Annotated in this window: 26 protein-coding genes; 11 read left to right on the top strand and 15 right to left on the bottom strand. The window is 33.7% G+C overall.

What is annotated here, in order from left to right:
• The first annotated feature begins 2 nt into the window (after positions 1-2).
• The 8 genes from fmt (at position 3) to FHQ18_RS08045 (ending at position 6952) form a co-directional block, all read left to right on the top strand.
• Positions 3-935 carry a methionyl-tRNA formyltransferase gene (gene fmt / locus FHQ18_RS08080; RefSeq protein ID WP_149266662.1) on the top strand — a complete coding sequence of 311 codons (933 nt, stop codon included), beginning with the start codon at positions 3-5 and terminating at the stop codon, positions 933-935.
• 69 nt (positions 936-1004) lie between these two features.
• On the top strand, positions 1005-1862 hold the full coding sequence (htpX, locus tag FHQ18_RS08075; protein ID WP_149266661.1) for a zinc metalloprotease HtpX: 858 nt from the start codon (positions 1005-1007) through the stop codon (positions 1860-1862).
• A 104-nt stretch (positions 1863-1966) separates the two neighbouring features.
• Positions 1967-3115 carry an RsmB/NOP family class I SAM-dependent RNA methyltransferase gene (locus FHQ18_RS08070; protein WP_149266660.1) on the top strand — a complete coding sequence of 383 codons (1149 nt, stop codon included), beginning with the start codon at positions 1967-1969 and terminating at the stop codon, positions 3113-3115.
• Positions 3116-3159: 44 nt separating this feature from the next.
• Positions 3160-3408 carry a hypothetical protein gene (locus tag FHQ18_RS08065; RefSeq protein ID WP_149266659.1) on the top strand — a complete coding sequence of 83 codons (249 nt, stop codon included), beginning with the start codon at positions 3160-3162 and terminating at the stop codon, positions 3406-3408.
• The gene (locus FHQ18_RS08060) at positions 3395-4057 is read left to right on the top strand and encodes an endonuclease III domain-containing protein (protein WP_223144599.1); all 663 of its coding nucleotides are present in this window, start codon (positions 3395-3397) and stop codon (positions 4055-4057) included. The genes FHQ18_RS08065 and FHQ18_RS08060 overlap by 14 nt, the downstream gene beginning before the upstream one ends.
• Before the next feature lie 2 nt (positions 4058-4059).
• A complete protein-coding gene (locus FHQ18_RS08055; protein ID WP_149266658.1) occupies positions 4060-4515 on the top strand; it encodes an Lrp/AsnC family transcriptional regulator in 456 nt (151 codons plus the stop codon).
• Positions 4516-4552: 37 nt separating this feature from the next.
• Positions 4553-5344 carry a glycosyltransferase family 2 protein gene (locus tag FHQ18_RS08050; protein ID WP_149266657.1) on the top strand — a complete coding sequence of 264 codons (792 nt, stop codon included), beginning with the start codon at positions 4553-4555 and terminating at the stop codon, positions 5342-5344.
• 15 nt (positions 5345-5359) lie between these two features.
• Positions 5360-6952 carry a lytic transglycosylase gene (locus tag FHQ18_RS08045; protein ID WP_149266656.1) on the top strand — a complete coding sequence of 531 codons (1593 nt, stop codon included), beginning with the start codon at positions 5360-5362 and terminating at the stop codon, positions 6950-6952.
• Between the two features lie 43 nt (positions 6953-6995).
• Here FHQ18_RS08045 and FHQ18_RS08040 read toward each other — a convergent pair whose 3' ends face one another.
• From FHQ18_RS08040 to nhaB, 12 genes are all read right to left on the bottom strand, one after another.
• On the bottom strand, positions 6996-7370 hold the full coding sequence (locus FHQ18_RS08040) for a response regulator (protein WP_149266655.1): 375 nt from the start codon (positions 7368-7370) through the stop codon (positions 6996-6998).
• A complete protein-coding gene (locus FHQ18_RS08035; protein WP_149266654.1) occupies positions 7360-8187 on the bottom strand; it encodes a TatD family hydrolase in 828 nt (275 codons plus the stop codon). The genes FHQ18_RS08040 and FHQ18_RS08035 overlap by 11 nt, the downstream gene beginning before the upstream one ends.
• On the bottom strand, positions 8184-10106 hold the full coding sequence (gene metG, locus FHQ18_RS08030; RefSeq protein ID WP_149266653.1) for a methionine--tRNA ligase: 1923 nt from the start codon (positions 10104-10106) through the stop codon (positions 8184-8186). Before metG ends, FHQ18_RS08035 begins: the two co-directional genes overlap by 4 nt.
• Positions 10103-10810 (bottom strand): PSP1 domain-containing protein, encoded by a 708-nt coding sequence (locus FHQ18_RS08025; RefSeq protein ID WP_149266652.1) that lies wholly within the window; start codon positions 10808-10810, stop codon positions 10103-10105. Before FHQ18_RS08025 ends, metG begins: the two co-directional genes overlap by 4 nt.
• The gene (locus FHQ18_RS08020; RefSeq protein WP_149266651.1) at positions 10803-11597 is read right to left on the bottom strand and encodes a DNA polymerase III subunit; all 795 of its coding nucleotides are present in this window, start codon (positions 11595-11597) and stop codon (positions 10803-10805) included. The genes FHQ18_RS08025 and FHQ18_RS08020 overlap by 8 nt, the downstream gene beginning before the upstream one ends.
• Complete coding sequence (gene tmk / locus FHQ18_RS08015; RefSeq protein WP_149266650.1) at positions 11598-12245, bottom strand: dTMP kinase; 648 nt, start codon at positions 12243-12245, stop codon at positions 11598-11600. It abuts the gene before it with no gap.
• Positions 12232-13161, bottom strand: coding sequence for an MOSC domain-containing protein (locus FHQ18_RS08010; RefSeq protein WP_149266649.1), 930 nt, complete (start codon positions 13159-13161; stop codon positions 12232-12234). The genes tmk and FHQ18_RS08010 overlap by 14 nt, the downstream gene beginning before the upstream one ends.
• Before the next feature lie 316 nt (positions 13162-13477).
• Positions 13478-14383, bottom strand: a complete 906-nt coding sequence (locus tag FHQ18_RS08005; RefSeq protein ID WP_149266648.1) for an AEC family transporter — start codon at positions 14381-14383, stop codon at positions 13478-13480.
• Positions 14384-15034, bottom strand: coding sequence for a hypothetical protein (locus FHQ18_RS08000; RefSeq protein ID WP_149266647.1), 651 nt, complete (start codon positions 15032-15034; stop codon positions 14384-14386). It lies immediately after the preceding gene.
• A 14-nt stretch (positions 15035-15048) separates the two neighbouring features.
• Positions 15049-15480, bottom strand: coding sequence for a nucleoside recognition protein (locus FHQ18_RS07995; protein WP_149266646.1), 432 nt, complete (start codon positions 15478-15480; stop codon positions 15049-15051).
• Complete coding sequence (locus FHQ18_RS07990) at positions 15462-15896, bottom strand: nucleoside recognition domain-containing protein (RefSeq protein ID WP_149266645.1); 435 nt, start codon at positions 15894-15896, stop codon at positions 15462-15464. Before FHQ18_RS07990 ends, FHQ18_RS07995 begins: the two co-directional genes overlap by 19 nt.
• Positions 15897-16352: 456 nt before the next feature.
• Positions 16353-17894 (bottom strand): sodium/proton antiporter NhaB, encoded by a 1542-nt coding sequence (gene nhaB / locus FHQ18_RS07985; RefSeq protein ID WP_149266644.1) that lies wholly within the window; start codon positions 17892-17894, stop codon positions 16353-16355.
• A gap of 211 nt (positions 17895-18105) precedes the next feature.
• Here nhaB and FHQ18_RS07980 point away from each other — a divergent pair, with 211 nt between their 5' ends.
• Genes FHQ18_RS07980 through FHQ18_RS07970 form a run of 3 tightly spaced genes read left to right on the top strand, consistent with a single transcriptional unit; the run spans position 18106 to position 20814 of the window.
• Entirely contained in the window at positions 18106-18873 is a 768-nt protein-coding gene (locus tag FHQ18_RS07980) for an MBL fold metallo-hydrolase (RefSeq protein ID WP_149266643.1), read from the top strand.
• Positions 18874-18888: 15 nt separating this feature from the next.
• Positions 18889-20277 carry an ArsB/NhaD family transporter gene (locus FHQ18_RS07975; protein ID WP_149266642.1) on the top strand — a complete coding sequence of 463 codons (1389 nt, stop codon included), beginning with the start codon at positions 18889-18891 and terminating at the stop codon, positions 20275-20277.
• A 48-nt stretch (positions 20278-20325) separates the two neighbouring features.
• On the top strand, positions 20326-20814 hold the full coding sequence (locus FHQ18_RS07970) for a DUF456 domain-containing protein (RefSeq protein ID WP_149266641.1): 489 nt from the start codon (positions 20326-20328) through the stop codon (positions 20812-20814).
• 452 nt (positions 20815-21266) lie between these two features.
• Here the strand turns inward: FHQ18_RS07970 and FHQ18_RS07965 are convergent, their stop codons facing one another.
• The 3 genes from FHQ18_RS07965 to FHQ18_RS07955 form a co-directional block, all read right to left on the bottom strand.
• Complete coding sequence (locus tag FHQ18_RS07965; RefSeq protein WP_149266640.1) at positions 21267-21647, bottom strand: PIN domain-containing protein; 381 nt, start codon at positions 21645-21647, stop codon at positions 21267-21269.
• The gene (locus FHQ18_RS07960) at positions 21631-21837 is read right to left on the bottom strand and encodes a type II toxin-antitoxin system VapB family antitoxin (protein WP_149266639.1); all 207 of its coding nucleotides are present in this window, start codon (positions 21835-21837) and stop codon (positions 21631-21633) included. Before FHQ18_RS07960 ends, FHQ18_RS07965 begins: the two co-directional genes overlap by 17 nt.
• Positions 21838-22055: 218 nt before the next feature.
• Positions 22056-23315, bottom strand: a complete 1260-nt coding sequence (locus tag FHQ18_RS07955; RefSeq protein WP_149266638.1) for a nickel-dependent lactate racemase family protein — start codon at positions 23313-23315, stop codon at positions 22056-22058.

Here is a 23315-nt window from a genome sequence, read left to right as displayed (position 1 = left end):
TTATGAACATTGTTTTTATGGGAACACCTGAAATAGCAGTACCCACCCTTTCAAAACTTGTAGAAATGGGATTCAATGTAAATCTTGTGGTTTGCCAACCGGATAAACCTAAAGGAAGAGGAAAAAAACTTCAACCTCCTCCCACAAAAGAGTTTGCACTAAAACACGGTATAGAAGTCTATCAACCTGAAAAATTAAAAAACAATGATGAAGCGTATTATAAAATTGCTGAGAAAAATCCAGATTTTTTAGTGGTGGTAGCTTACGGCAAAATTTTACCTGCTAAAATTTTAAACATTCCGGGTAAAGCTCCCATAAATGTTCACTTTTCCCTTTTACCAAAATATAGAGGTGCAGCTCCTGTTAACTGGGCAATCATAAATGGAGAAGGAAAAACAGGTGTTACCACCATGCTAATGGATGTAGGACTTGATACCGGTGATATTCTTTTGATGGATGAAACCAGTATTGATAGAAAGGATGCCGTAGAACTTTCAAAAGAATTGTCTGAAAGCGGTGCAAATTTACTTATAGAAACAATTAAAAATTTTGATTATATTACTCCAAAAAAGCAGGATGATTCTGCAGCAACCTATGCACCCATATTAAAAAAAGAGGACGGATTGATAAATTTCAATGAATCAGCAGAAGTAATCGAAAGAAAAATCAGAGGATTACAACCCTGGCCTACGGCATTTACCTACTACAATGGAAAGTTGGTAAAATTTTTTAAAGCGGATGTTACAAAAGACAAAAAAGAATTGTCACCAGGCACTATATTTGATGTCACAAAGAAAGATTTTAAAGTCAAATGTATAGAAGGTTCACTGATTGTTAAAGAGATTCAATTCGAAGGGAAGAAAAGAATGCCTGTAGCTTCTTTTCTCGCAGGATTTTCAATCAAAGAAGGTGATAGGTTCGAACCAAAAATTTGAACTAACCCCTTGAAAAATTATCCGTTTCATAGAAATTATAATAAAAACAACTAATGGAGGTTTAACTGTATGAATTTAAACACTTTAAAAACAGCCTTTCTGCTTGGGTTGTTAACTCTCCTTTTCATATTTATCGGGGGATTATTAGGTGGTAGAACAGGAATGATGATAGCATTTATATTTGCTCTTGGAATGAATTTTATCTCATATTGGTTCAGTGATAAAATTGTACTGGCAATGTACAGAGCTAAAGAAGTAAGCGAAGCGGAAGCTCCAATGCTTTATTCAATTGTAAGAAGACTCACTCAGAAAGCCGGAATGCCAATGCCTAAAATCTACATAATTGATACTCCCACTCCTAACGCTTTTGCTACAGGTAGAAACCCCAGCCATGCAGCAGTGGCAGTAACCACAGGGATTCTACATTTATTAAACGAAGATGAATTGGAAGGGGTATTGGGGCATGAATTAGCCCATATTTACGGTAGAGATATTCTTATCTCCACAATTGCCGCATCAGTGGCTGGTGCAGTAATGATGCTTGCCGATTGGGCAAGATGGGCATTTATTTTCGGAGGTTTCAGATCGGATGACGATGAAAATCCTGGCGGTGCCATTGGAGCTTTGATTGCCATGCTAATAGCTCCCATTGCAGCCATCTTAATTCAGATGGCCATTTCAAGATCTAGGGAATACCTTGCTGATGAACGTGGAGCTAAGCTTTCGGGAAAACCTTTAGCATTGGCAAGTGCACTTGAGAAAATAGCTTATGGTGTGCAAGCTGCACCAATGAATGCAAACCCTGCCACAGCCCATATGTTCATTATGAATCCATTGCGAGGCAGGGATATATTATCATTATTTTCCACCCATCCCCCAATAGAGGAGAGAATTAAGAGACTTAGAAAATTAGCATATGGCGGATAAAATAAGGGTTGTAGAGGTTTTAGAGGTAGTGAGGATATATTTCTCTATTTCTCCTTTTACCTTACAACCCTTACTTCCACTACTGCGAAAAAGGGTACCTTATAATGGCAGATAACATTAGGAGGAGGCTTTACAACCTCCTCCTTCATTTTTTTAACGGCCAGATAAAAGAAGATTTCTTCACAGACACCCCATATAGGAAATTTTATAGAAAAATTTATTTTGAAATCTTTAGACATTTCGGATTCATTCAATACGTTTTGACAAAATATCTCAAAAAGGATACCCCTGTTGAATCAATGGCTTCTCTCACATTGGGAGCGGCACAAATCCTCTTTTTAGATGACATCCCTGATTATGCAGCTGTAAATGAATCGGTGGCTTTAACCCCCAAAAAACAAAAACCTCTCGTTAATGCAGTATTAAGAAATATTGTGAAAAACAAAACGAATCTTTTAAAAGAATACCACATTTATTACGATTTTCCCCACTACTTTTTTGATAGGTGGCAAAAAGAATTTAAGGATGAAAATGAATTTGAAAGTTTTTTACAATCCTTTCACAAAGTCCCGAAATATTATCTTGTTTCAACCAATGACTTATCCATAAAAGAATATGAAGAAGGGTTTAATAACAGCATTTATTATCCTATGGATATCAATTCTTATACGATCCCTTTACTAAAAAAATTCCAGAATGTATCAAATATCCTAGATTGCTGCGCGGCACCTGGTGGGAAAACCATTCTGCTTTCCAAACTTTATCCGAATGCCAGGATAAAAGCTGTTGAAAAAAATCCTGATAGAGTAAAGGTTTTAATGCAAAATCTAAAAAAATATAAGTGCAATAATGTTGAAGCAATTAATGCCGACTTTCTGCACTTTACAGATAATATCCAGTACGATCTGATACTGCTTGATGCTCCATGCACAGCCCTTGGAACCATTAGAAAACATCCGGAAGTCTTATGGCTAAAAAATGATAAAGATATTAACAGGATGTCAAAATACCAGAAAAAGTTTCTTGAAAAAGGATTAACACACTTAAAAAAAGGTGGGCATTTAATCTATAGCGTCTGTTCCCTTGAGCCTGAAGAAGGGTTCGAAAATATCCATTGGCTCTTAAAGAAAAATAATAATCTAAAACTTGTCACACCTGAAATAGATAAAAAATTTATAAAAGATAACTGTTTCTACCCATTACCTCACAAATCTGAAGGGGATGGATTTTTTGCTGCTATCCTGACATACTGAAGAATCTTGTTGAAATTTTATAAAAGATTTGTAAAAGTCAAAATATGAAAGATAAACGTAAATTAATAAAAGAACTGGAAGAAATTGCCCAAAGACTAAATATTTCCGTACGTTATGAAGCTACAAAGGCAAAGGGTGGTCTTTGCAGAGTGGAAGATAAATATTATATCATCATAGATAAAAAAGCTACTCCTGAATATAAAATATCCGTTCTTGTAAGATCTTTAAGAAAACTTGATTTGAATAATATCCATATAAAACCAAAACTGAGAGAATTCATTGAAAACTACTAATAAAATAGATAACATTTATCATACACTTGAAGATGTTTACAAAACTTTATCAGAACCATCAGTAACCAAAATATCTAAAGAGTCCAAAAAAGATCCTTTCAAAGTATTGATTAGCTGTCTCATTTCATTGAGAACCAAAGATGAAGTTACTATTGCTGCATCTAAAAGACTCTTTTCTGTTGCAGATTCTCCGCAAAAATTATCCGAACTTGAAGAAGACGAAATTGCAAAACTAATTTATCCGGCAGGATTTTACAAAAAAAAGGCGAAAACTTTAAAAGAAATTTCAAAAACAATAGTAAATAAATACGGTGGTCATGTACCTGATACCATAGAAGAACTTTTAAAGTTAAAAGGTGTTGGAAGAAAAACTGCCAATCTTGTCATTGTAGAAGGCTTTAACAAAGATGGTATCTGTGTTGATACCCATGTACACAGAATTTGTAATAGACTTGGTGTGGTCAAAACAAAAACTCCAGAAAAAACAGAGATGGAATTACGTAAAATCTTACCAAAAAGCTACTGGAAGAAATGGAATGAAATGCTGGTAAGTTTCGGACAAAAAATATGTACACCTATTTCTCCAAAGTGTTCAACTTGCAAATTATACAAATTGTGTGATAGAATATCCGTAGAAAAGTGGAGGTAAGGATGAAATATATAGATGAGGTTGACAAGCAGATAATAAATATTCTCGTTAAAGACGGAAGAACTTCCTATGCAGATATATCGAAAGCGGTTGGAATGAAACCTCCTTCAGTTATAGAGAGAATAAAAAAGCTTGAAAAAGAAGGTATTATTAAGCAATACACAGCGAAAATTGATTATAAAAAATTGGGTTATGATATATTAGCTTTTATCGGTATCTCCATCGATAATGCTCAACATATTGAAGACTTTGAAAAAACACTTACAAATTTTGATGAAGATATCATAGAATGCCATCATGTAACTGGCGATTTTACAATGATTTTGAAAGTTGTTACAAAAAATACCGAAACACTATCACAATTGATAAAAAAAATCCGAAATATCACAGGTGTCAGGCAGACCAATACAATTCTCGTCTTTTCCACAATTATGGATAAAGTCAGGAATGTAGATTAATTTATTTTTCCGAAGTACATTTGAAGTTGGCTTAACAATGGTATCCGTAATTATTCCAGTACACAATCGCATTACTGTCTTGAAAGATGCAATAGAATCGGTACTTTGTCAAACATTTAAAAATTTTGAAATAATCATAGTGGATGACGGTTCCACCACAGATATTGCCACAGCTTTAAAGCCATATTTAAATTTGATCAAATATATCCGGTTTGAAAAGAACAGAGGTGTAAGTGCTGCAAGAAATGAAGGTATAAGACTTTCAAAAGGTGAGTATATTGCTTTTTTGGACTCAGATGACATTTGGCTTCCGTTTAAACTCGAAAAACAAATAAGTTTCATGACACAAAACGGTTTTGAAGTATGTCATACGGATGAATTCTGGTATAAGAAGGGAGTGTTTATCAATCAGGGTGAAAAACATAAAAAGTTTGGTGGCAAAATTTTAACAAAAATACTTGACCATTGTAGAATCAGCCCTTCAAGTTTTATAGCAAAAAAAGAAGTTTTTTATAAATCTGGTATTTTCAACGAATCACTGCCCATTGCTGAAGATTATGACCTTTGGCTGCGTATTGCCCTCTTTTATCGAATAGGATTTTTAAATCTGAAAACCATTGTAAAAAGATTTTTTTTAAATGACCATCTCAGCCATAGTGTCAAAAACATAGAATATTACAGATTACTTGCCTTACGAAAATTTTATAGTAAATACAAAACACATTTTAATCATGAAGAAAAACTGAAAATTATTCAAATGATTAATAGAAAAGAAAAAATCGTAGCTTCAGGTTTATCCAAAAAAACATTGAAAGAAACGAACATTTAGTCTACTATGCCCACCATGAAAAAGTTATTGGTATTGTTTTTTTTATCTCTTTTATTCATCTCATGTTCACTCATTGATTTAAAAACGCAAACAAAACAAAATATTCACAATATTCAAAGCAATCCCCCTGTAAAAAAAGTTGAAATAGTAAAAAAACCTATTTTACCGCCGTTAAAAGATGATGAATTTATACTTTTCTCACCCAATATCAACTTTGAAACCTCCTTACTTTTCGATAAATCATTAAGCCTTGATTTAACTTCAGAAACTTTCAACCAAAAAGATTACGACATTCCAATTGTGGTTAATGCAAGAGTGAAATATTTCATAAAACGCTACACAAAACTTTACCCTGTTACTTTTCAAAGGTGGCTGAACAATGCAAATAAATATATTTACATTGTAAAAGATATCTTCAGAAGGATGGAATTGCCCACAGACCTCGCATGCCTACCTTTTGCAGAAAGCGGTTTTGATGTTTATGCATACTCCTGGGCTGGTGCCAGTGGAATGTGGCAATTTATGGAATCCACCGGAAAAATTTATGGTTTAAAAAACAACTTTTGGGTGGATGAAAGAAGGGATTTTGAAAAAGCAACAATTGCAGCGGCAAAATATCTAAAGTACTTATATGAATATTTCAATGACTGGTATCTTGCCATAGCTGCCTATAATGGCGGCTTTTATAAGGTCTTGAAGGCCACACAAAAATACAAAACAAAGAATTTTTTTAAGATATCAAAATATAGATTTTTAAAACAAGAAACAAAAGATTACGTTCCAAAATTTATCGCCCTAACTATAATTTATAAAAACTATCTTGAATATGGCTTTGAGCCACCTCAAACTGATCCTTTAATTTACGATAAAATAAAGCTCAATCAACCTGTAAATTTATATGTAATAGCAGATTTGCTCAACACTGAATTTGAAAAACTTAAAGAGTTAAACCCTTCCTTAAAAAAACCTATTACACCTCCAAATGACAATTTTGAGCTAAGAATACCATATGGTACAAAGCTGTTTTTGGAGAAAAAGATAGCTGAGCTCTCACCAGAAGAGTTGTTGCAGGTAAAAATCTACTATGCAAAGAAAAAAGAAAAACTTTACAAAATTGCAAGAAAATTTGGAGTCTCTGTTTCATCTATAAAAAGATTAAACAACTTGCGGTATGACTTCGTGCTTTTTTCTGGCCCCATTTTTATCCCAATAAAAAAGTATGAAAAGTCCCTTGCGATGCAAAATTTTGCAAATGACATTAATGCTGTAACTCCAAGGATTTACATCGTGAGAAAAGGTGATACTCTGTATAATATAGCTCATAAATATGGATTATCAGTTTATGAGCTTATAAAACTCAACAAAGGAATTAATCCAAGACTCATTAGACCTGGAGACCCAATTATTGTTTCTAAAAAATATAAATACAGAAAGAAAAGATATAAAAGATACACCCTTACCAAAAACAGAAAATACCTTATCAGAAAGGGTGATACACTATGGAGTATTGCAAACAAGTTTAACACTTCTGTGGAAAAAATTAAAAAAACTAATAAACTGAAAACAACCCTTCTAATTCCTGGTACTTACATCACAATTCCGAATTAGTTTGTGAAATAGTGAAGTAGGGAAGCGGGGAAATGGAAATTAATTAAAGTTCAAGGTTTATAGATAAGATTTTTTTCACACTTTCTAAAAGAACATCCGGATCGAAAGGCTTTTCAATAAACTCCACTGCACCCAGATCAAAGGCCACGACCATATTTTCTATATTACTGTAAGCTGTGATTACAACTACAGGTATCTCTTCATCTAAATTTCTTATCTTGCTAAGAAAATTTAAACCATCCATAAAGGGCATATTTATATCTGTAATTACAATGGAATATTCTCCATCTTGCAGCAAAGTATAGGCATCTTTCCCGTTATCAGCAATATCCACACAAAAGCCTTCGTTCTCCAGAAAAGTCTTCAACCCCTGCAGGGTATTAAAATCATCTTCCACAAGTAAAATCTTATAAGACATTTAACTTTCCAAACAGCTTAGAAATATTTTCTTCAGTGATTTTTGCTAAATCAATAAGCGTAACACCATAGAAATCAGCTAAAAACTTGGCAGTATAGATGGCATAAGCAGGCTCATTTGTTTTACCCCTTTTTGGAACAGGAGCTAAATATGGAGAATCTGTCTCCACCAAAACTCTGTCAAAAGGAACATCTTTTGCAGCATCCCTTATTTCAACAGCTTTCTTATATGTTACATTGCCCGCAAATGAGATAAGAAATCCATTATCTAATGCCCACTTTAAAATTGTTCTATCCCCATTAAAACAGTGAATAATCCCTTTTAACTTCCCGTTACTGTTCATTTCGTTCAAAATCTTTACAATATCTTCACTCGACTCCCTGTTATGAATGACTATCGGTTTATCAAGAGATAGCGCAAGATCAAGAAATATTCTGAAGACATCTTTTTGAATATCAGCTGGAGCATAGTTTCTATAATAATCAAGTCCTATTTCTCCAATAGCCAAAACCTTTTCATCTTGTATAAGCTCTTCAAAATATCCAAGGTCTTTTATTTTAAAATTTTCAGAATCATGAGGATGTACCCCCACAGCAGCATAAATAAAGGGATACTGTTTTGCAACGCTCAAAGCTTTTTTTGAATCTTCAAGATTTATACCAATATTTATAATTCTGCCAATACAATTCTTTTTGCAATTTTCAATAACTTTATCAAGGTTTGAACCAAGCGGTTCAAAATGAATATGGGCATGAGTATCTGTAAAAAACAACCCCTCTTTTTTTAACTGTTCAATAGATGTCTCAAGATCACTCATTTTATTACACTTCCTGCAGGTACTTCATCAGGCAATTCAACCACCACATGTTTATCACCAATCCATGCAGCAAGTATCATCCCTTCTGATTTTACCCCCATAAGCTTTGCAGGCTTCAAATTGGAAACAACAGCAACAGTCTTACCCACAAGAGTTTCAGGCTCATAACTTTTTGCCACACCTGCTACAATCTGCCTGATATCACCATTTCCTAGATCAACTCTTAACTTTAATAATTTTTCAGATTTCTTAATCTTTTCAGCTTCAAGTATTTTCCCGGCTTTAATTACAACCTTTGAAAAATCATTTATCGTTATCTCTTCCACTACCTTTTCTGGCTCACTCTTTTTATTTTCAGCAGTTACCTTTTCAAGAAACTCTTTCTCATCAATTCTTGGGAAAAGCTGCTTCACTTCACCTATTTTGTTGCCTGATTCAAGAAGCTTCACTTTTTTCAAATCTTCAAAGCTTTCTTTGAAAATATCTACTTTAATATTAAGTTGCTTTCTAATCTCTTCAGAGGTATCAGGCATAAATGGATAGATAAGCAAAGATAAAATACGAATTCCATCAAGCACTACGTATAATACAGTTTCAAGTCTATCTCTCTTGCTCTCATCCTTTGCAAGCATCCATGGTGCATTCTTATCAATATATCTATTTAACTCAGCCACAAGTGTCCAAATACTTATCAATGCTTTATTGAAGGCTATTGCATCAATATGTTTATCCACCTCATCAAACACTTCTTCCACTTTTTTAAACAGCTCAATATCTGATTCATCTTCCACTTTGTATTCCGGAATTACCCCATTGAAATATCTTTTTACCATTCCAAGGGTTCTGTTCAAAAGGTTTCCTAAGTCATTTGCTAGATCACCATTGATTCTATGAATAAGGGCTTTGAAAGAAAAATCACCATCAAGTCCAAACGGCACTTCTCTCAATAAAAAGTACCTGATAGCATCAACTCCAAAAGTATCCACAAGCCAGTTCGGATCAATGGCATTTCCAAGAGATTTACTCATCTTCTGCCCTTCTACAGTCCACCACCCATGGGCAAAAACCTTTTTAGGTAAAGGTAAACCGGCACTCATCAACATTGTAGGCCAGTAAACGGTATGAAATCTTAAAATGTCTTTTCCTACAAGATGAACATCAGCTGGCCAGAATTTTTTAAACTGCTCGCTCTCATCAATATACCCAATGGCAGAAATGTAGTTTGTAAGTGCATCTATCCATACATAAATCACATGTTTATCATCACCAGGGACAGGAATCCCCCATTTAAATGACACACGACTCACCGATAAATCTTTCAACCCTTCTTTAATAAAAGATACTATTTCGTTTTTTCTTGAAGGTGGTTGAATAAAATCAGGGTTCTCCTCAATATACTTCAAAAGAGCATCTTGATACTTTGACATTCTGAAAAAATAACTTGGCTCTTTCAATTTTTGTGTTTCTCTGCCACAAGATGGGCAATTGTTACCATCGAGAAGCTGAGTTTCTGTCCAATAAGTTTCACAAGGTGTACAATACCACCCTTCATATTCACCCAAATAGATATCACCGTTTTCCTGCATCTTCTTAAAAATCTTTTGAACAGCCTTTTTGTGAGACTCATCTGTAGTTCTGATAAATTTATCATTTGAAATATTGAGTTTTACCCATAAGCTTTTAAAACGCTCTACCACAGAATCAGCAAGTTCCTTAGGGCTAATCCCTTTTTTCGCTGCTGCCTGTTCAATTTTTTGGCCATGTTCGTCTGTACCTGTGAGAAAAAACACATCATAACCACACATCCTTTTGTATCTGGCCAAAACATCAGCAGCCACAGTTGTATATGCATGCCCAATATGAGGAACATCATTTACATAGTAAATGGGAGTGGTAACATAAAACGTCTTCCTACTCATATTTCTCCTCCGCTTTGTTCGTCCAAAATATCTCGAAATTCTATAAATTCACCTTCTTCCAAATCGTCTTCGTATGTTTCATACATTAGGCAGCACATTAGCCTGCCACAAACACCTGAAATTTTTGAAGGGTTCAAAATCAGATTTTGGTCTTTTGCCATCTTAATGGAAATATTCTGAAAAGTCCTTAAAAAAGATGCACAACAAAGCTCTCTCCCACAAACTCCAATTCCACCAAGTATCTTTGTGGCATCCCTTACACCAACCTGTCGCATTTCAATACGAGTTCTGAAAACTCTTGCAAGGTCTTTCACAAGCTCTCTAAAATCTATCCTCCCATCGGCGGTAAAATAAAATGTCAGTTTTTTTCTATCCAGTGTGTATTCAGCTTTTAAAAGCTTCATCTCATGCTTATGTTTTTTTACAAACTGCTTACAAATAGCCAAAGCCTTTATCTCATCTTTTCTATTCTGGGCTAACTGCTCAAGATCCTTACTGGTTGCAGCCCTTAAGACCTTCTTCATTACAGATAAATCTTCTATCTGAATCTTTCTATCAGGGATGACAACTGTAGCTATATCTTCACCTTTCTCAGACTCTACAACGACAAAATCACCCCTTTTTGCTTCCACATTGTTAGTTAAAAAGTCGTATATTTTTCCAGCCCTCTTAAAGGCTACACCTATTGCATTTATCTCAATCACTTGCTACCTCAATCATTTTTGTAATTAAATACCCTTTTGCTATATCAAGATTTATATTATAGTCAACACTTTTCAAAATATCCAGCAGATAATCAGAATAATCAAGATATTTTTCATTCATACTTTTCAAATATAGCGCTCTGAAATCTTTGTAAAATCTTTTTAAGATAACCTTTAATTCATCTCTTTCTTTAACCTTGCTAATAAAGTTTACAAATTCTAAAAGATCAAAATTTTCCAAATCAACGTCATAAATCTCTTCTTCCTCTTTTACAAAACTATGTAACTGTTCCATTTCATTAGGACTCAACCTGTGAAACATAATCTTGATACTTCTCGACCTAATAGTAGGAATTATCATTTCATAATTATGTGTAACCAATATAAATGTAGTATCCTGTGGTGACTCCTCTAATGTTTTCAGCATAGCATTGGCTGCTTCTCTTTTTATTTTATGAAAATTATCCAATATAAAAAATTTTCTTTTTCCGCTAAAAGATGATAAAAAAGCCTTTTCATTAAGCTCTCTAATATTATCAATTTTAAGCTCATCCTCCTCCAAAATCACTACATCCGGATGGCTTTTATTATCAATCTGCCTGCAACTGCTACAACTGCAATCCTCGAAAAACACCCCATTTTCGCAGTGCACCCCTTTTGCAAGGTAAATAGCAAATAATTTTTTACCAACCCCCTCATTGCCATAAAATATATATGAGGAATGAAATGTATTGTTTCTCGCTACAACTTTAAAATACTCTTTCAAATGATTATGTCCAAGCAGCATTTACAATTTAGCCTCAATTTCCTGTTTAATATTTTCAAAAATATCATCAATACTTTTACTACCATCTATTACAATTACATTTTTAAAACTTTTTGAATACCACAAAAAACCTTCCCTAACCTTTTTGTAAAATTCAAGACCAGACTGTTCGAATTTCCCCTCTTTTTCCATTTTTCCAGCTACCTTTAACCTCTCCAAAGCTCTATTTAAAGCAACTTCAGGTTTAATATCAATAATAAAAGTGATATCAGGCCACCATTTTACACTGATTTTCTCTAACGTTTTAAGTATATTAATATTCAATCCTCTACCAAAAATCTGATAAGCATAAGTTGACGATATAAATCTGTCACATACAATTATATTTCCATCTAAGATATTTGGTTCAATTACCTTTTTTTGATGCTCAAGCCTATCAGCACTATACAATAATAACTCTGTTTCAGAAGTCACATCAAACTCAGTAGAAAGGAGGATATTTCTTAAAACCTTGCCAACCTCAGTTCCACCAGGCTCCTTCGTTAAGATAACTTTCTTACCTAAAGACTTCAAATAGCTTACAACTAACTGAGATTGTGTTGTCTTCCCACATCCATCAATCCCATCAATTACAAAAAATAGTCCTTTTTTTAAATCAGCTTCTTGCACAATCCTCTTTATCCCCTTGTAACTTTTTTATTGTATGAGGGATAGCATCTATCACCACTTCCAAATTCTCAATAGCCCCCTTTGGACTGCCGGGTAGATTTAATATCAAAGTATCTCTTCTTGTTCCTGCAAGAGCCCTTGAAATGATAGCGTGTGGAGTTTTCTGAAAGCTTGCCATCCTCATGGCCTCTCCAAATCCAGGTAGTTCCTTATCAATAACTTTCTTAGTAACATCTGGAGCTATATCCCTAGGAGAAATGCCAGTAGAACCATTGGTAATAACAAGATCAAACCTTTGCAGGTCACAAAAATCTACAAGCATATTTTCAAGCATTTCTTTTTCATCAGGTATCATTTCATACCTGATGAATGAAATATCCATTTTCTCTCGCAAATACTCTTTCAGCTTAATACCTGTAATATCTTCCCTTTCCCCTTTGCTCCCCTTATCACTCAAAGTGATTATAGCAACACTAAAACCATCTTTTGGCTTAATCTCAATTTCATCACCCACCTGAATTTCACCATCATTTTTCACGACGGCAAATATCCCCTCCTTTGGCATAATACAGTCACCAGCCTGATAATAAATTGCACACCTGTGATGACAAATTTTCCCAATCTGAGATATTACAAATTCGATACCATTGATTATAATTCGCTCTCCAACCTTCATCTTGCAAAGCTCAATACCTTGCGTGGTTATATTTTCTGCAAAATCACCACTTTTCACATCAAGACCAAGTTTTCTCATCTTTTCAATACTTTCGATGGCTAGAAAACTTACCTGTCTGTGCCAGTCACCTGCATGGGCATCACCCACTATCCCATGCTCATTTCTGATATGCACTTTATCCACATTATGTTTTCTTGTACCTTTTTTTTCACTTATGGAAATTGCATAAACTTTTCCCATATTCCACCTCTCTTTCGAAAACTTTTATAAGATTTTACATCCAAAGTCAAACAGTAGGATTTCTGGCGTCACCCCATTTTTTACAAAACCTTGTTTATATACGCCAGAGATAAAATATCTTCCGGGTTTAAATCCCCATAAAACCGCCATAGACGGCGGTTTTAGAGGGATTTACCTCGCAAGTTACCTGGATGTGCCACGAGAATGAAGAAGATATTTTATCTCTGGCTTTTGTCGCATAATTTATTGAAATTAATAACATCTTCTTGTTCTGTGTCAAAAATATTGGGGTGACTCCAGGTTGGATTTAAAATATTTAACGAAGATAATTAATTAAAATTGTCAAAGTAAAACCTGATAAGAGTGTAGAAAGAAAAATCACAGTAGATAAAAACTCTGGTGACCTATTAAATTTTATTGCATACATCAAAGGTAATAAAGCACTTGGTGCTGAGGTTTGAACCACCGCTACATTTTTTTCCACACCTTTTAGACCAAGCAAATAAACTATAAAAAGAGCAATTATAGGCGAAATTACCAGTCTTAAAAAAGAAGCCACTAAAGCCGGCCTTAAAAACCTGCTAGAAATTTTTATATTAGATAGCTGTAAGCCAAGGATAAAAATTAAAAGAGGAATTGCAGCCATAGATAACAGTCCAATCGTTTTGTTTAAAAAGTCAGGCAATTGTATATTAAACAAAGAAAACCCTATAGCTACTAAAAATGCGTGAATAAGAGGAATTTTTAAAACATCTTTAATAGCATAAAAAAAGTTTTTTTCATTAGATGAAAGCATAATGGCAAGAGTTGATAATGGAATATTAAATACAATAAAAAAGATTATGGAATAAAATACCCCTTTTTCACCAAAGACAAAACTGATCAAAGGAAGTCCAAAATTTCCTACATTTATCATTGAAACAGAGAGTATAAAAGGGATTTTATACTGCTCATCGATTCTTAATAGTTTGAATACAACAATAGCTATAACTATAAGAGCAATAACAAGAAACACCATAAAAACAAATGGCCTATAGAGTAAGTCTATTGAAATCTTATGAGTGGTTAGAGAATAAAAAACAAAAAGCGGTGCAAAGATTGTCAGTGTAACATCTGTTAAAGACTTAAGTTCGATATGTTTAAATCTGTTATAGATAAAGGCTACCAATATTATAAGAAATATTGGTAGCACACTCTGTAAAAAAATTAAAAAAAGTTTCATCTACTCACAAATTTTCTTAATTTCCTCTCTTGTAAGACCAATCTCTTTCATTTTCAATATCTTATCCACACTGCATTTATTTTCACTTTTAACCTTAATCTCCGTTTTCTCATTTCTAATCTTTTCAAACATATCCGGTTCTTCCTTATACTGTTTTAATAAAAAAGCTAACGCTTCAGCAAACCTTTCGGCATCCTCTTTATTATTAAATGAAATCTTTATAGACTGATCACACCCTCTATTATCTAGCAGATTCCAATCCACCTTTATCTCTTTAAAACCTATTACTGGTTCCTTCTTTGATGTCCCATAGCACCCATAAATTGTCCCACCTGAAACTTTTACAAAATATTCTCCCAAAGATCTTGCGATATAAACCTTTGGGCTTTTCCCATAGACCTCAGCAGTTTTAATATAGAGTTTATCTTTCTTCTTATGAACCCAAGTAAAAGCAAGTAGTCTGAAATTATCAGAATGAATGGTCTTGTAATATTTATAATCTTTTGATGGAGAATTTTTATTTAGTGTCTCTTTAATAATATTCAAGCTTTGATCAATTGAATTTATTTCACCACTGTCAATCACAATTTTTTTCGCACAACCTCCTGCAAAAAAAATCAAAAGAAACAAAATTAACATAACCTTTTTCATAATATTAACCTCCACTATAATTTAACATATTTTGTTATTATCATTGCAACAGTGATAGCAAGAAAGATTCTAGTCCCAAGTATAATAACACCGTTTCCACCAATAGCAACAAAAAGAAGGGTATCCTCAAAAACTGCATGACAAACAGACAAAAAGAGACTTGATAACAAAATTTCCTTGCCGCTCATTTTACCGCTCATTGCATTTCTTATCAATATCCCAGCTCCATAGGCTATACCTAAGACTAATCCCACAACCATTGTTATGGAAGAATTTGGAGTAAACCCTACTTTTTCTAAAGGTCGTTCAAGAATAGATTGCAATTTGGTATACAATTTAGAGTTTTCAAAAAACTCATATGCAATCATCAGTAAGGTAATTACTATAATTAGTTTTAAAGATAGCTTTGCTGCATTTACAAAAGAATTTAGGAGAGAAAATTCCATATAATATTAACCCCAATCCCTGTTATAATTGCCAGTATCAATCTAAAGAATACCGTAATATAAATCCTTACTCCTGATTTTGATAAAACAATCCCCTCTATTATTAAGTTATGAGCAATCCCCAAAACAATCCCTATAATTGTAATCTGTTTTGCTGTCAGATCCATAGCCGCCATGGAAGCAAGGGCAGGATAAAGGTTTATCAAAAAACCTGAAAGAAGTACAATGGTAGCTTCACCTGGCAACCCCATCAAAGCTGTTATAGGTTCAAAAAAATTACCAATCTTCATAAGAACACCACTTTGCTTCAACATATCAATGAGAATATAGAAAGGGAATGTGTAAATTACAATTTTACCGCTGATATTAATCCCTTTTTTAAGACCGTCTAGAATATGCTTTACAAAAATATTCATCACCTGTTAATAATTTAAATTAACTAAATTTTCAACCAAAACAATAATAACGTTAGAACGTTCTAACGTTTTAACGTTCACAAGTTTATTAAATCGTAAAGCGTAAACCGTGAAATAACTATAAATAACCACAAATATCTATTTTACCCCTTAAACTAACTACTAACTAACCTTTAACAACTTTCAACATCTCTTCAACCTTAACCTAAGCCTTAACCTCAACCTTACCCTTTTCTAAACCTTGAACTTTGAACTTTGAACATTGAACTTTGAACCTTGAACCTTGAACTTTGAACTTTGAACCCGTGTAATAAAAGTATATGAACATAATATAGCTTTCGACGTCCTTGATATTATTAGACTCACTTGAGTTAGTCGATAGCTCTATTACACGGGTTGAACTTTGAACTAAAAAGAGTTCAGGTGTAGATTAACACCCGAACTCTAAAATCTTGATTATAAGAAATATATTGTAGCCAAAAGACCGGTTAAAGTCATTGTAATAGTATAAGGAAAAGCAAGTTTTACCATTTCCATATAGGATAATCTTATCACCGGTGCAAGTGCAGATGTCAAAAGAAATAAAAATGCAGCCTGACCGTTTGGCGTGGCCACTGAAGGTATATTTGTTCCCATATTGATTGAAACGGCAAGTTTCCATAATTGTTTTATCTTTTCAAGTTGTTCAGGTGTTGCTTTATGCAAATTTTCTCCAAGCAATGGAATTATATCTTTAAAATAATTCACCGTTTCACTCATATAAACTGTTGCCACAAAAACGTTATCGCTAATAGCTGACAATGCACCATTTGCCAAATAATATGCAGCAAGCTGTTTTGTCCCTTCAAATCCCAGCACATAATCGATAATAGGCTGGAAAAGATGGTTAGTATGAATTACTGCAACAATGGTGAAAAATACAACCAACAATGCGGTAAAAGGTAACGCTTCTTCAAAAGCATGCCCAATTTGATGTTCATCAATAATCCCATTAAAAGCAGTAAGCAAAACTATCACCATCAAACCGATTAATCCCACTTCTGCCAGATGTAATGCTAAAGTTAACATAAGTATCACACCAGCAATTGCCTGCACAATGAGTCTCATTTTCATCTTCGCATCAAAACTTTTATTCTGCTCCTCCACGTAATCCACAAGAATTTTCCTAACATTCTCAGGCATTTTGTGTCCATACCCCAATAGTTTAAATCTCTCCAGTAAAAAGCAGGTTGTAATTCCAACAATTAACACCGGAATGGACACTGGAGCACAATGTACAAAAAAGTCTTTAAAATGCCATCCCACCATATAGCCGATTAAAAGGTTTTGCGGCTCACCCACAAGAGTTGTGGCACCGCCGAGAGCTGTTCCCACCGCTCCATGCATCATGAGATTTCTTAAAAATGCTCTAAATTCATCTAGTTCTTTTCTGTACTCATCTTTTACTTCATCATCACCTTTTACACTGTGAGCATCATTAAAATGTTTACCTGAAACTACTTTATGATAAATATTATAAAAACCGTATGCCACGGTAATTATAACCGCTGTTACAGTCAATGCATCTAAAAAAGCTGATAAAAAAGCACCCAGAAATGAAAAAAGTAGCGAAATGGCTATTTTTGAACGTATCTTTGTCAAAAGTCTTGAAAACAGAAATAACAAACCTTCACGCATAAAATAGATACCAGCTACCATAAACATCAGTAATAAAATAACCGGAAAATTATGAAGAACTTCTTTATACACCGATTGAGTATCCGTCATCCCAACTATCACAGCCTCAAGAGCCAAAAGCCCCCCTGCAGGCAGTGGATAGCATTTCAACGCCATTGCTAGAGTAAAAATAAATTCAACAATCAATAACCATCCAGTAATAAAATGACCCACTGTGTAATACAAGATTGGATTAATCACAAGAAACAGTAATAGGATATTTTTATACCAACGCGGGGCATGTCCTAAAAAGTTATTTGTAAAAGCTTTACCCAAATTCATTCTCTCCTCCAGCTTTTTTGTGAAACATAACCTAACATTAATTTTAAATCAATTAAAACAATATTTTATAAAACTATTTTTTGTAATTCTTTATCATAAATCGGTATAAGTTAATATCTTGTTAATTTTTAAATACTTAGAAGTTCATAAAATAAATTAGCCGATAAGAATAATTATTGATTTTCAACAAATTTCAAATTAATATCATCACATGGCGGTTTTGAACGTAATTTCATCTGGCAGCAAAGGAAATTGTTACCTTATACAACATAAAGATGCCGCAATTATAGTTGATATAGGAGTTGGTAAATCGAAATATGAACCTCTTTTAAAAGAAATATCTTCAAATTTAAGTGAAATTTTTCTCTTTCTAACTCATGAACACCACGATCACACAAAAGGGTTAAAAACCTTTTTAAACAATTATAATCCAAAAATCTTTTGCAGTATGGGGACCGCATTGCAAATTTCTAAAAAATATGATTTGGACGTATCAAATTTTTATATATTAGACGATAAAAAAATTTATCAGGTTGATGGCTTTGAAGTGGCACCATTCAAGGTTATTCATGATGGTGCTGAACCCTTTGGCTATCATTTCACGTTTGAAGGAAAGGGACTAACCTTTACCACAGATTTAGGTGTGGTAACTGATGATATTGTAGATTTCTTAAAAAGCTCAAAAGTAGCTATACTGGAAGCAAATTATGAAGATAGTTTGCTTAAAAACGGTAACTACCCAAAATTCTTAAAAAAAAGAATTGAATCTATCAAAGGGCATCTTTCCAATAAACAAGCCATAAATACACTTAATATGCTCGATAATTCTGAATTGGAGACAGTTTTCTTAGGTCATATCAGTGAAGAAAATAATACTTATGAAATTGTGGAAAAATATGTGTCATATTGCAATACCCATTTCCCTTTCAGCACAAAATATCTGAAACAGCAAGAAACAATATATGGAATTAAAATTTAGTTTGAGGAGGATGTTATGGATGCTCAAGTAGCTCACGAAGCTGTAAGTGGAGGAAACCAGTTAATCGTTGCATCTATCATATTCTTTGCTGCCTACGCAATCATAGTATCAGAAAAAATCCACAGAACAATTGTAGCACTTCTTGGTGCTGGCCTTATGATTTTTCTTGGAATTCTACATCAGGAAGAGGCCATATATGGACTCCTCCACACAGATGCAGCTGGTAATATCCATAGAAGTGGTGGAGTTGATTTTAATACTTTAGGTCTTCTTACAGGTATGATGATAATCGTGGCAATCACTAAAAAAACTGGGGTATTTCAATATACTGCAATAAGGGTAGCCAAATGGGCAAAAGGAGAACCATGGAAAATACTTGTAGGTCTTTCTATTGTTACTGCCATATTTTCTGCTTTTCTTGATAACGTTACAACAGTTTTATTAATTGCACCAGTTAGTTTATTGATCGCTGATGAACTAGAAATAGACCCATACCCTATCCTCTTTGCTGAAATCCTTTCTTCTAATATTGGTGGAACTGCCACACTAATTGGAGACCCTCCAAACATCATGATTGGTAGCGCTACCCATCTCACTTTTAACGATTTTATTTTGATGCTTACCCCTGTAGTTATTGTAATATTTATTGCTACAATATTCCTTTTAAAATTAATATTTAAAAAGAAAATGAGTGTAAAAGAGGAAAACAGGCAACGTATTCTTGTTATGAACGAAAAAGAAGCAATAACAGACTCAGCCCTTTTAAAAAAATGTGGAGTTGTTTTAGGACTTGTAATTCTTGGATTTGTAATTGCTCACCCTTTAGGTGTTGAACCAGCAACTATCGCCATCACTGGTGCTGCACTTCTCTTCCTAATTATGCATGCGGAAGGTGAAGATATGCATCACATCTTTGGAGAGGTAGAATGGGTCACCATCTTCTTCTTCCTAGGACTTTTCATCCTCGTTACAGGGATTGAAAAAGCTGGCCTCATCCGATTGATGGCTGAAAAAGTACTTGAATTTACTCAAGGAAGCAAAACCATTGCAGGTATTCTTATTCTTTGGGTTTCAGCAGTAGCAAGTGCCATTGTGGATAACATCCCATTTGTGGCCACAATGATACCTCTCATAAAAAACCTTGCACCTCATCTGCAGGGAGCACCTACTGACCCTGAGCAGTTCAAATTGTGGACTGAAGGTCTTTGGTGGGCTTTATCGCTCGGAGCATGTCTTGGTGGAAACGGTTCTTTAGTGGGTGCAAGTGCAAATTTAATTGTAGCTGGTTTTGCTGAAAGAGCTGGGAGACCTATAACTTTTATGAAATTTACAAAGCTTGCCTTTCCTCTAATGATTGTATCAATTATTATCTCTACTGTTTACTTATTAATATTTTTCTTATAAAATCGTACCGGGGTTATCCCCGGTATTCTTTTAAAAATTGGAGTTTAAATGTTCATATTTAAATTATTGATTATCATCTTTCAAAGCATTGCTGTTTTGACAAACTTTTTTGGACTGCCAGGAAATATCATCTCACTTGTCTTCCCCCTAATCGCTTATCTTTTTCACTGGATTGAATTAAAAATACTGGTTATTATAATTATTTTCATAATTATCGGTGAGATTCTTGAATTTATTGCCGGATATTTCAGTACCAAAGCGGAAGGGCTCGAAAAAGGGACCTTCACTGCCTCTTTAATAGTAAGCATTATTTTCAGCATTCTTATGGCACCAATACTTTTCGGATTAGGCGCTTTAATCGGAGCATTTTTAGGTGCATTTGTGGGGGCAGTAATTTATGAGTATTTAAAGCATGCTGACTTCAAAAAATCTTTAAAAAGAGGAATTGCAGTTTTTAAAGGGAGAATATTGGGGACTCTTTTGAAACTTTTAATCGGTATTGGCACTATAGCAATCAACGCTATTAACCTATTTTAACACTTGAGGATATTGCACAATTACTTTCAATACAACATTACTTGGTGTCACCCCATTTTTTGCAAAAATTTGAGTTTTATTAGTCCCGAGTAAAAACATTTTTCGGGTTCAGGGTGTAGCACAAAAAATAAACATCAGCTTTTAAAATAATAAATAATAACTGCTAAAATAGCTCACATGATGTATCTTAACACCATGTGCAACACCCTGAAAGTTCCCAAAAATGAGCCATGGACGGCGGTTTTAGAGGCATCCAGTTCGGAGCACTACTGGATGTAGAGCAAAAATGAACGAGAAAAATGTTTTTCCCTGGATTATTTCAAATTAAATAATTTATAACCACAAAAATATTTCTACTGCTTTAAAAAAATGGAGTGACTCCAGCAAAACCGTTCTAACGTTCCAACGTTCTAACGTTCCAACGTTCTAACGTTCTAACGTTTTAACATCTTTTAACTAAAAAGTTCTATTCCTAAAACTTTTTGAAGTAAATTAAAATGTCGATCAAGTGTATATAACTTACATTTATTTTGAAAAGCATTTTGAGCAATTATTAAATCTGGTATCCCTATCCCATTAATTCCAGCCTTTAAACATTTATACTGAATCTCAATAATCTCATCCCAGTTAATATTCAATTCTGTTTCTCGCAACGACTGAAAAAGAGTTACTAATTTATTTTGCTTTTTTATTTTTAAAAATGGTACAAGTTCTGCAAGAATAATTTTGTTTGTAACAATAACATCTCTGTCTATTAAAGAATCAAGTTTTTCAACACCTTCGCCACTTTTAAAATATTGTATCCATACAGAGCTATCAACTAATACCAGCATTTCTATCTCTCAATTTATTTAAATCAATATTAAGATCAACTTTACCCTTAAATTCTTTGATTTGTTCTATTTTATTTTTTCTAATAAGTTCTTCCAGAGCAGTAATAATTAATTTTTTCTTTGTTTTTATTTTTGTTATTTCCATAGCTTGTTTAATTAACTCATCAGGGATGTCAATTGTTGTTCTCACATTATGCCTCCAAAGCAACACATATAATGCAAAGTTAATATGTAATATTTATTAATAATATACATAAATAAAAAAATTATTCTATATTTTTATTATCTCATATTGAGAATTAATCTTATTTCAAGGAAATTCTAGCAACACATTAAACTAACCATTTCTAACGTTCTAACGTTCACACGTTCTAACGTTACAACGTTCACACGTTCTAACGTTTTTATTTAAATTTTAACATCAAAAAATATATTGTATGCATCCGGCACAACTGCAATGTTGTTTCTCTTTTCTACCAACTCATCGATTTTTGACAAATCTTCGAGTTTTTTAAACCCCATTCTTTTACAATCAGTTTCATCAAAATTTGAGTAGAAATACACATTGTATTTTTCGGTTTTAACCTTCAGTGAATAAGCAGTTTGCCTATTTATCTGGTAATCATCCACCAATTTTTGAAACATTTCATTCGAATCATTTATATCAAAAAATTGCTCAAAATAATCGTTTCCATACCCATCCTGACATTCAGCAAAAAACAGGATATCAGCTCCTTCTTCGGCAATACTCACCACCCTATCCAAAGATTTTTGGGCCTGTACCATATTAATATCCTTAGGAAATCCGCCACAAGATACAAATATCAAATCATATTTCTTATCCACTTTTCGCATTGTATATTTCTTCAACAGCTCTGTGGCTGCGATATGGGACATAAAGAGGTCTCCGCAAGTGAGATCTATTATTTCTCCCTTGTCATTCAAAATGGTATTTATGGCAAAAAAAGTTTTTCCCCTTCTTGCTATCATCACCGCTTCCACAATATCATCATTTACAGGATTCTGTTTTAAATTTCCGGCTGTAGCTAAAGGATGCTTTCGACTATTCCTAATATCAAGTACTAGCTTATGATTGTTTAGCGCACTCTTTCTGGAAGCAATACCCGGCAAAATCATCTTTCTACCGCCACCAAAACCTGCAAAATAGTGATAACTCACGGACGCAATGGGGATAATTGTATCATGTTCCAGATATGCCTTATTCAATAAAATTGGCGTACCGTTTTTTGTTTTTCCAAAATATTCAAGCTGTTGAGGATCGTCAGGATCGTGATCTATCAATCTATCTTTATATTTTTCGTAAACCTCATCGGTAATTATCCACTTTTTCTCATCTTCAGTTACTTTTCTATGGGTACCTGTGGCAAAAATTATTGAAAAGGGAACACCTACTTCTTCAATCTTTTTTATTAATACAGGGAAAAAATGGTTTAAACCGGATTTTCTAGTAATATCAGGGACAATAAAAAGGATTTTTCTGGCATTTTCTAAAACTCTGCTAAAACCTTCACTATAAACAGGTGCCTCTTCTAATTTTAAAAATATTTCATCTATACTCAAAGGCTCTTTATCGATACTTATATTTAAAAGATCGAAATCTTTCTTTATATTTATATCCACATGGGACTTACCGTAAGGTAATTTCAT

Source organism: Deferribacter autotrophicus (genome assembly GCF_008362905.1).
Taxonomy (GTDB): Bacteria; Chrysiogenota; Deferribacteres; order Deferribacterales; family Deferribacteraceae; genus Deferribacter; species Deferribacter autotrophicus.
This window is presented reverse-complemented; position numbering and strand designations above follow the sequence as displayed.

What these genes read in the sequence shown, in the direction of transcription:
- fmt (WP_149266662.1), top strand. Translation starts at nt 3, where the DNA reads ATGAACATTGTTTTTATGGGAACACCTGAAATAGCAGTACCCACCCTT.
- htpX (WP_149266661.1), top strand. Translation starts at nt 1,005, where the DNA reads ATGAATTTAAACACTTTAAAAACAGCCTTTCTGCTTGGGTTGTTAACT.
- FHQ18_RS08070 (WP_149266660.1), top strand. Translation starts at nt 1,967, where the DNA reads ATGGCAGATAACATTAGGAGGAGGCTTTACAACCTCCTCCTTCATTTT.
- FHQ18_RS08065 (WP_149266659.1), top strand. Translation starts at nt 3,160, where the DNA reads ATGAAAGATAAACGTAAATTAATAAAAGAACTGGAAGAAATTGCCCAA.
- FHQ18_RS08055 (WP_149266658.1), top strand. Translation starts at nt 4,060, where the DNA reads ATGAAATATATAGATGAGGTTGACAAGCAGATAATAAATATTCTCGTT.
- FHQ18_RS08050 (WP_149266657.1), top strand. Translation starts at nt 4,553, where the DNA reads ATGGTATCCGTAATTATTCCAGTACACAATCGCATTACTGTCTTGAAA.
- FHQ18_RS08045 (WP_149266656.1), top strand. Translation starts at nt 5,360, where the DNA reads ATGAAAAAGTTATTGGTATTGTTTTTTTTATCTCTTTTATTCATCTCA.
- FHQ18_RS08040 (WP_149266655.1), bottom strand. Translation starts at nt 7,370, where the DNA reads ATGTCTTATAAGATTTTACTTGTGGAAGATGATTTTAATACCCTGCAG.
- FHQ18_RS08035 (WP_149266654.1), bottom strand. Translation starts at nt 8,187, where the DNA reads ATGAGTGATCTTGAGACATCTATTGAACAGTTAAAAAAAGAGGGGTTG.
- metG (WP_149266653.1), bottom strand. Translation starts at nt 10,106, where the DNA reads ATGAGTAGGAAGACGTTTTATGTTACCACTCCCATTTACTATGTAAAT.
- FHQ18_RS08020 (WP_149266651.1), bottom strand. Translation starts at nt 11,597, where the DNA reads ATGCTGCTTGGACATAATCATTTGAAAGAGTATTTTAAAGTTGTAGCG.
- FHQ18_RS08010 (WP_149266649.1), bottom strand. Translation starts at nt 13,161, where the DNA reads ATGGGAAAAGTTTATGCAATTTCCATAAGTGAAAAAAAAGGTACAAGA.
- FHQ18_RS08005 (WP_149266648.1), bottom strand. Translation starts at nt 14,383, where the DNA reads ATGAAACTTTTTTTAATTTTTTTACAGAGTGTGCTACCAATATTTCTT.
- FHQ18_RS08000 (WP_149266647.1), bottom strand. Translation starts at nt 15,034, where the DNA reads ATGAAAAAGGTTATGTTAATTTTGTTTCTTTTGATTTTTTTTGCAGGA.
- FHQ18_RS07995 (WP_149266646.1), bottom strand. Translation starts at nt 15,480, where the DNA reads ATGGAATTTTCTCTCCTAAATTCTTTTGTAAATGCAGCAAAGCTATCT.
- FHQ18_RS07990 (WP_149266645.1), bottom strand. Translation starts at nt 15,896, where the DNA reads ATGAATATTTTTGTAAAGCATATTCTAGACGGTCTTAAAAAAGGGATT.
- nhaB (WP_149266644.1), bottom strand. Translation starts at nt 17,894, where the DNA reads ATGAATTTGGGTAAAGCTTTTACAAATAACTTTTTAGGACATGCCCCG.
- FHQ18_RS07980 (WP_149266643.1), top strand. Translation starts at nt 18,106, where the DNA reads ATGGCGGTTTTGAACGTAATTTCATCTGGCAGCAAAGGAAATTGTTAC.
- FHQ18_RS07975 (WP_149266642.1), top strand. Translation starts at nt 18,889, where the DNA reads ATGGATGCTCAAGTAGCTCACGAAGCTGTAAGTGGAGGAAACCAGTTA.
- FHQ18_RS07970 (WP_149266641.1), top strand. Translation starts at nt 20,326, where the DNA reads ATGTTCATATTTAAATTATTGATTATCATCTTTCAAAGCATTGCTGTT.
- FHQ18_RS07965 (WP_149266640.1), bottom strand. Translation starts at nt 21,647, where the DNA reads ATGCTGGTATTAGTTGATAGCTCTGTATGGATACAATATTTTAAAAGT.
- FHQ18_RS07955 (WP_149266638.1), bottom strand. Translation starts at nt 23,315, where the DNA reads ATGAAATTACCTTACGGTAAGTCCCATGTGGATATAAATATAAAGAAA.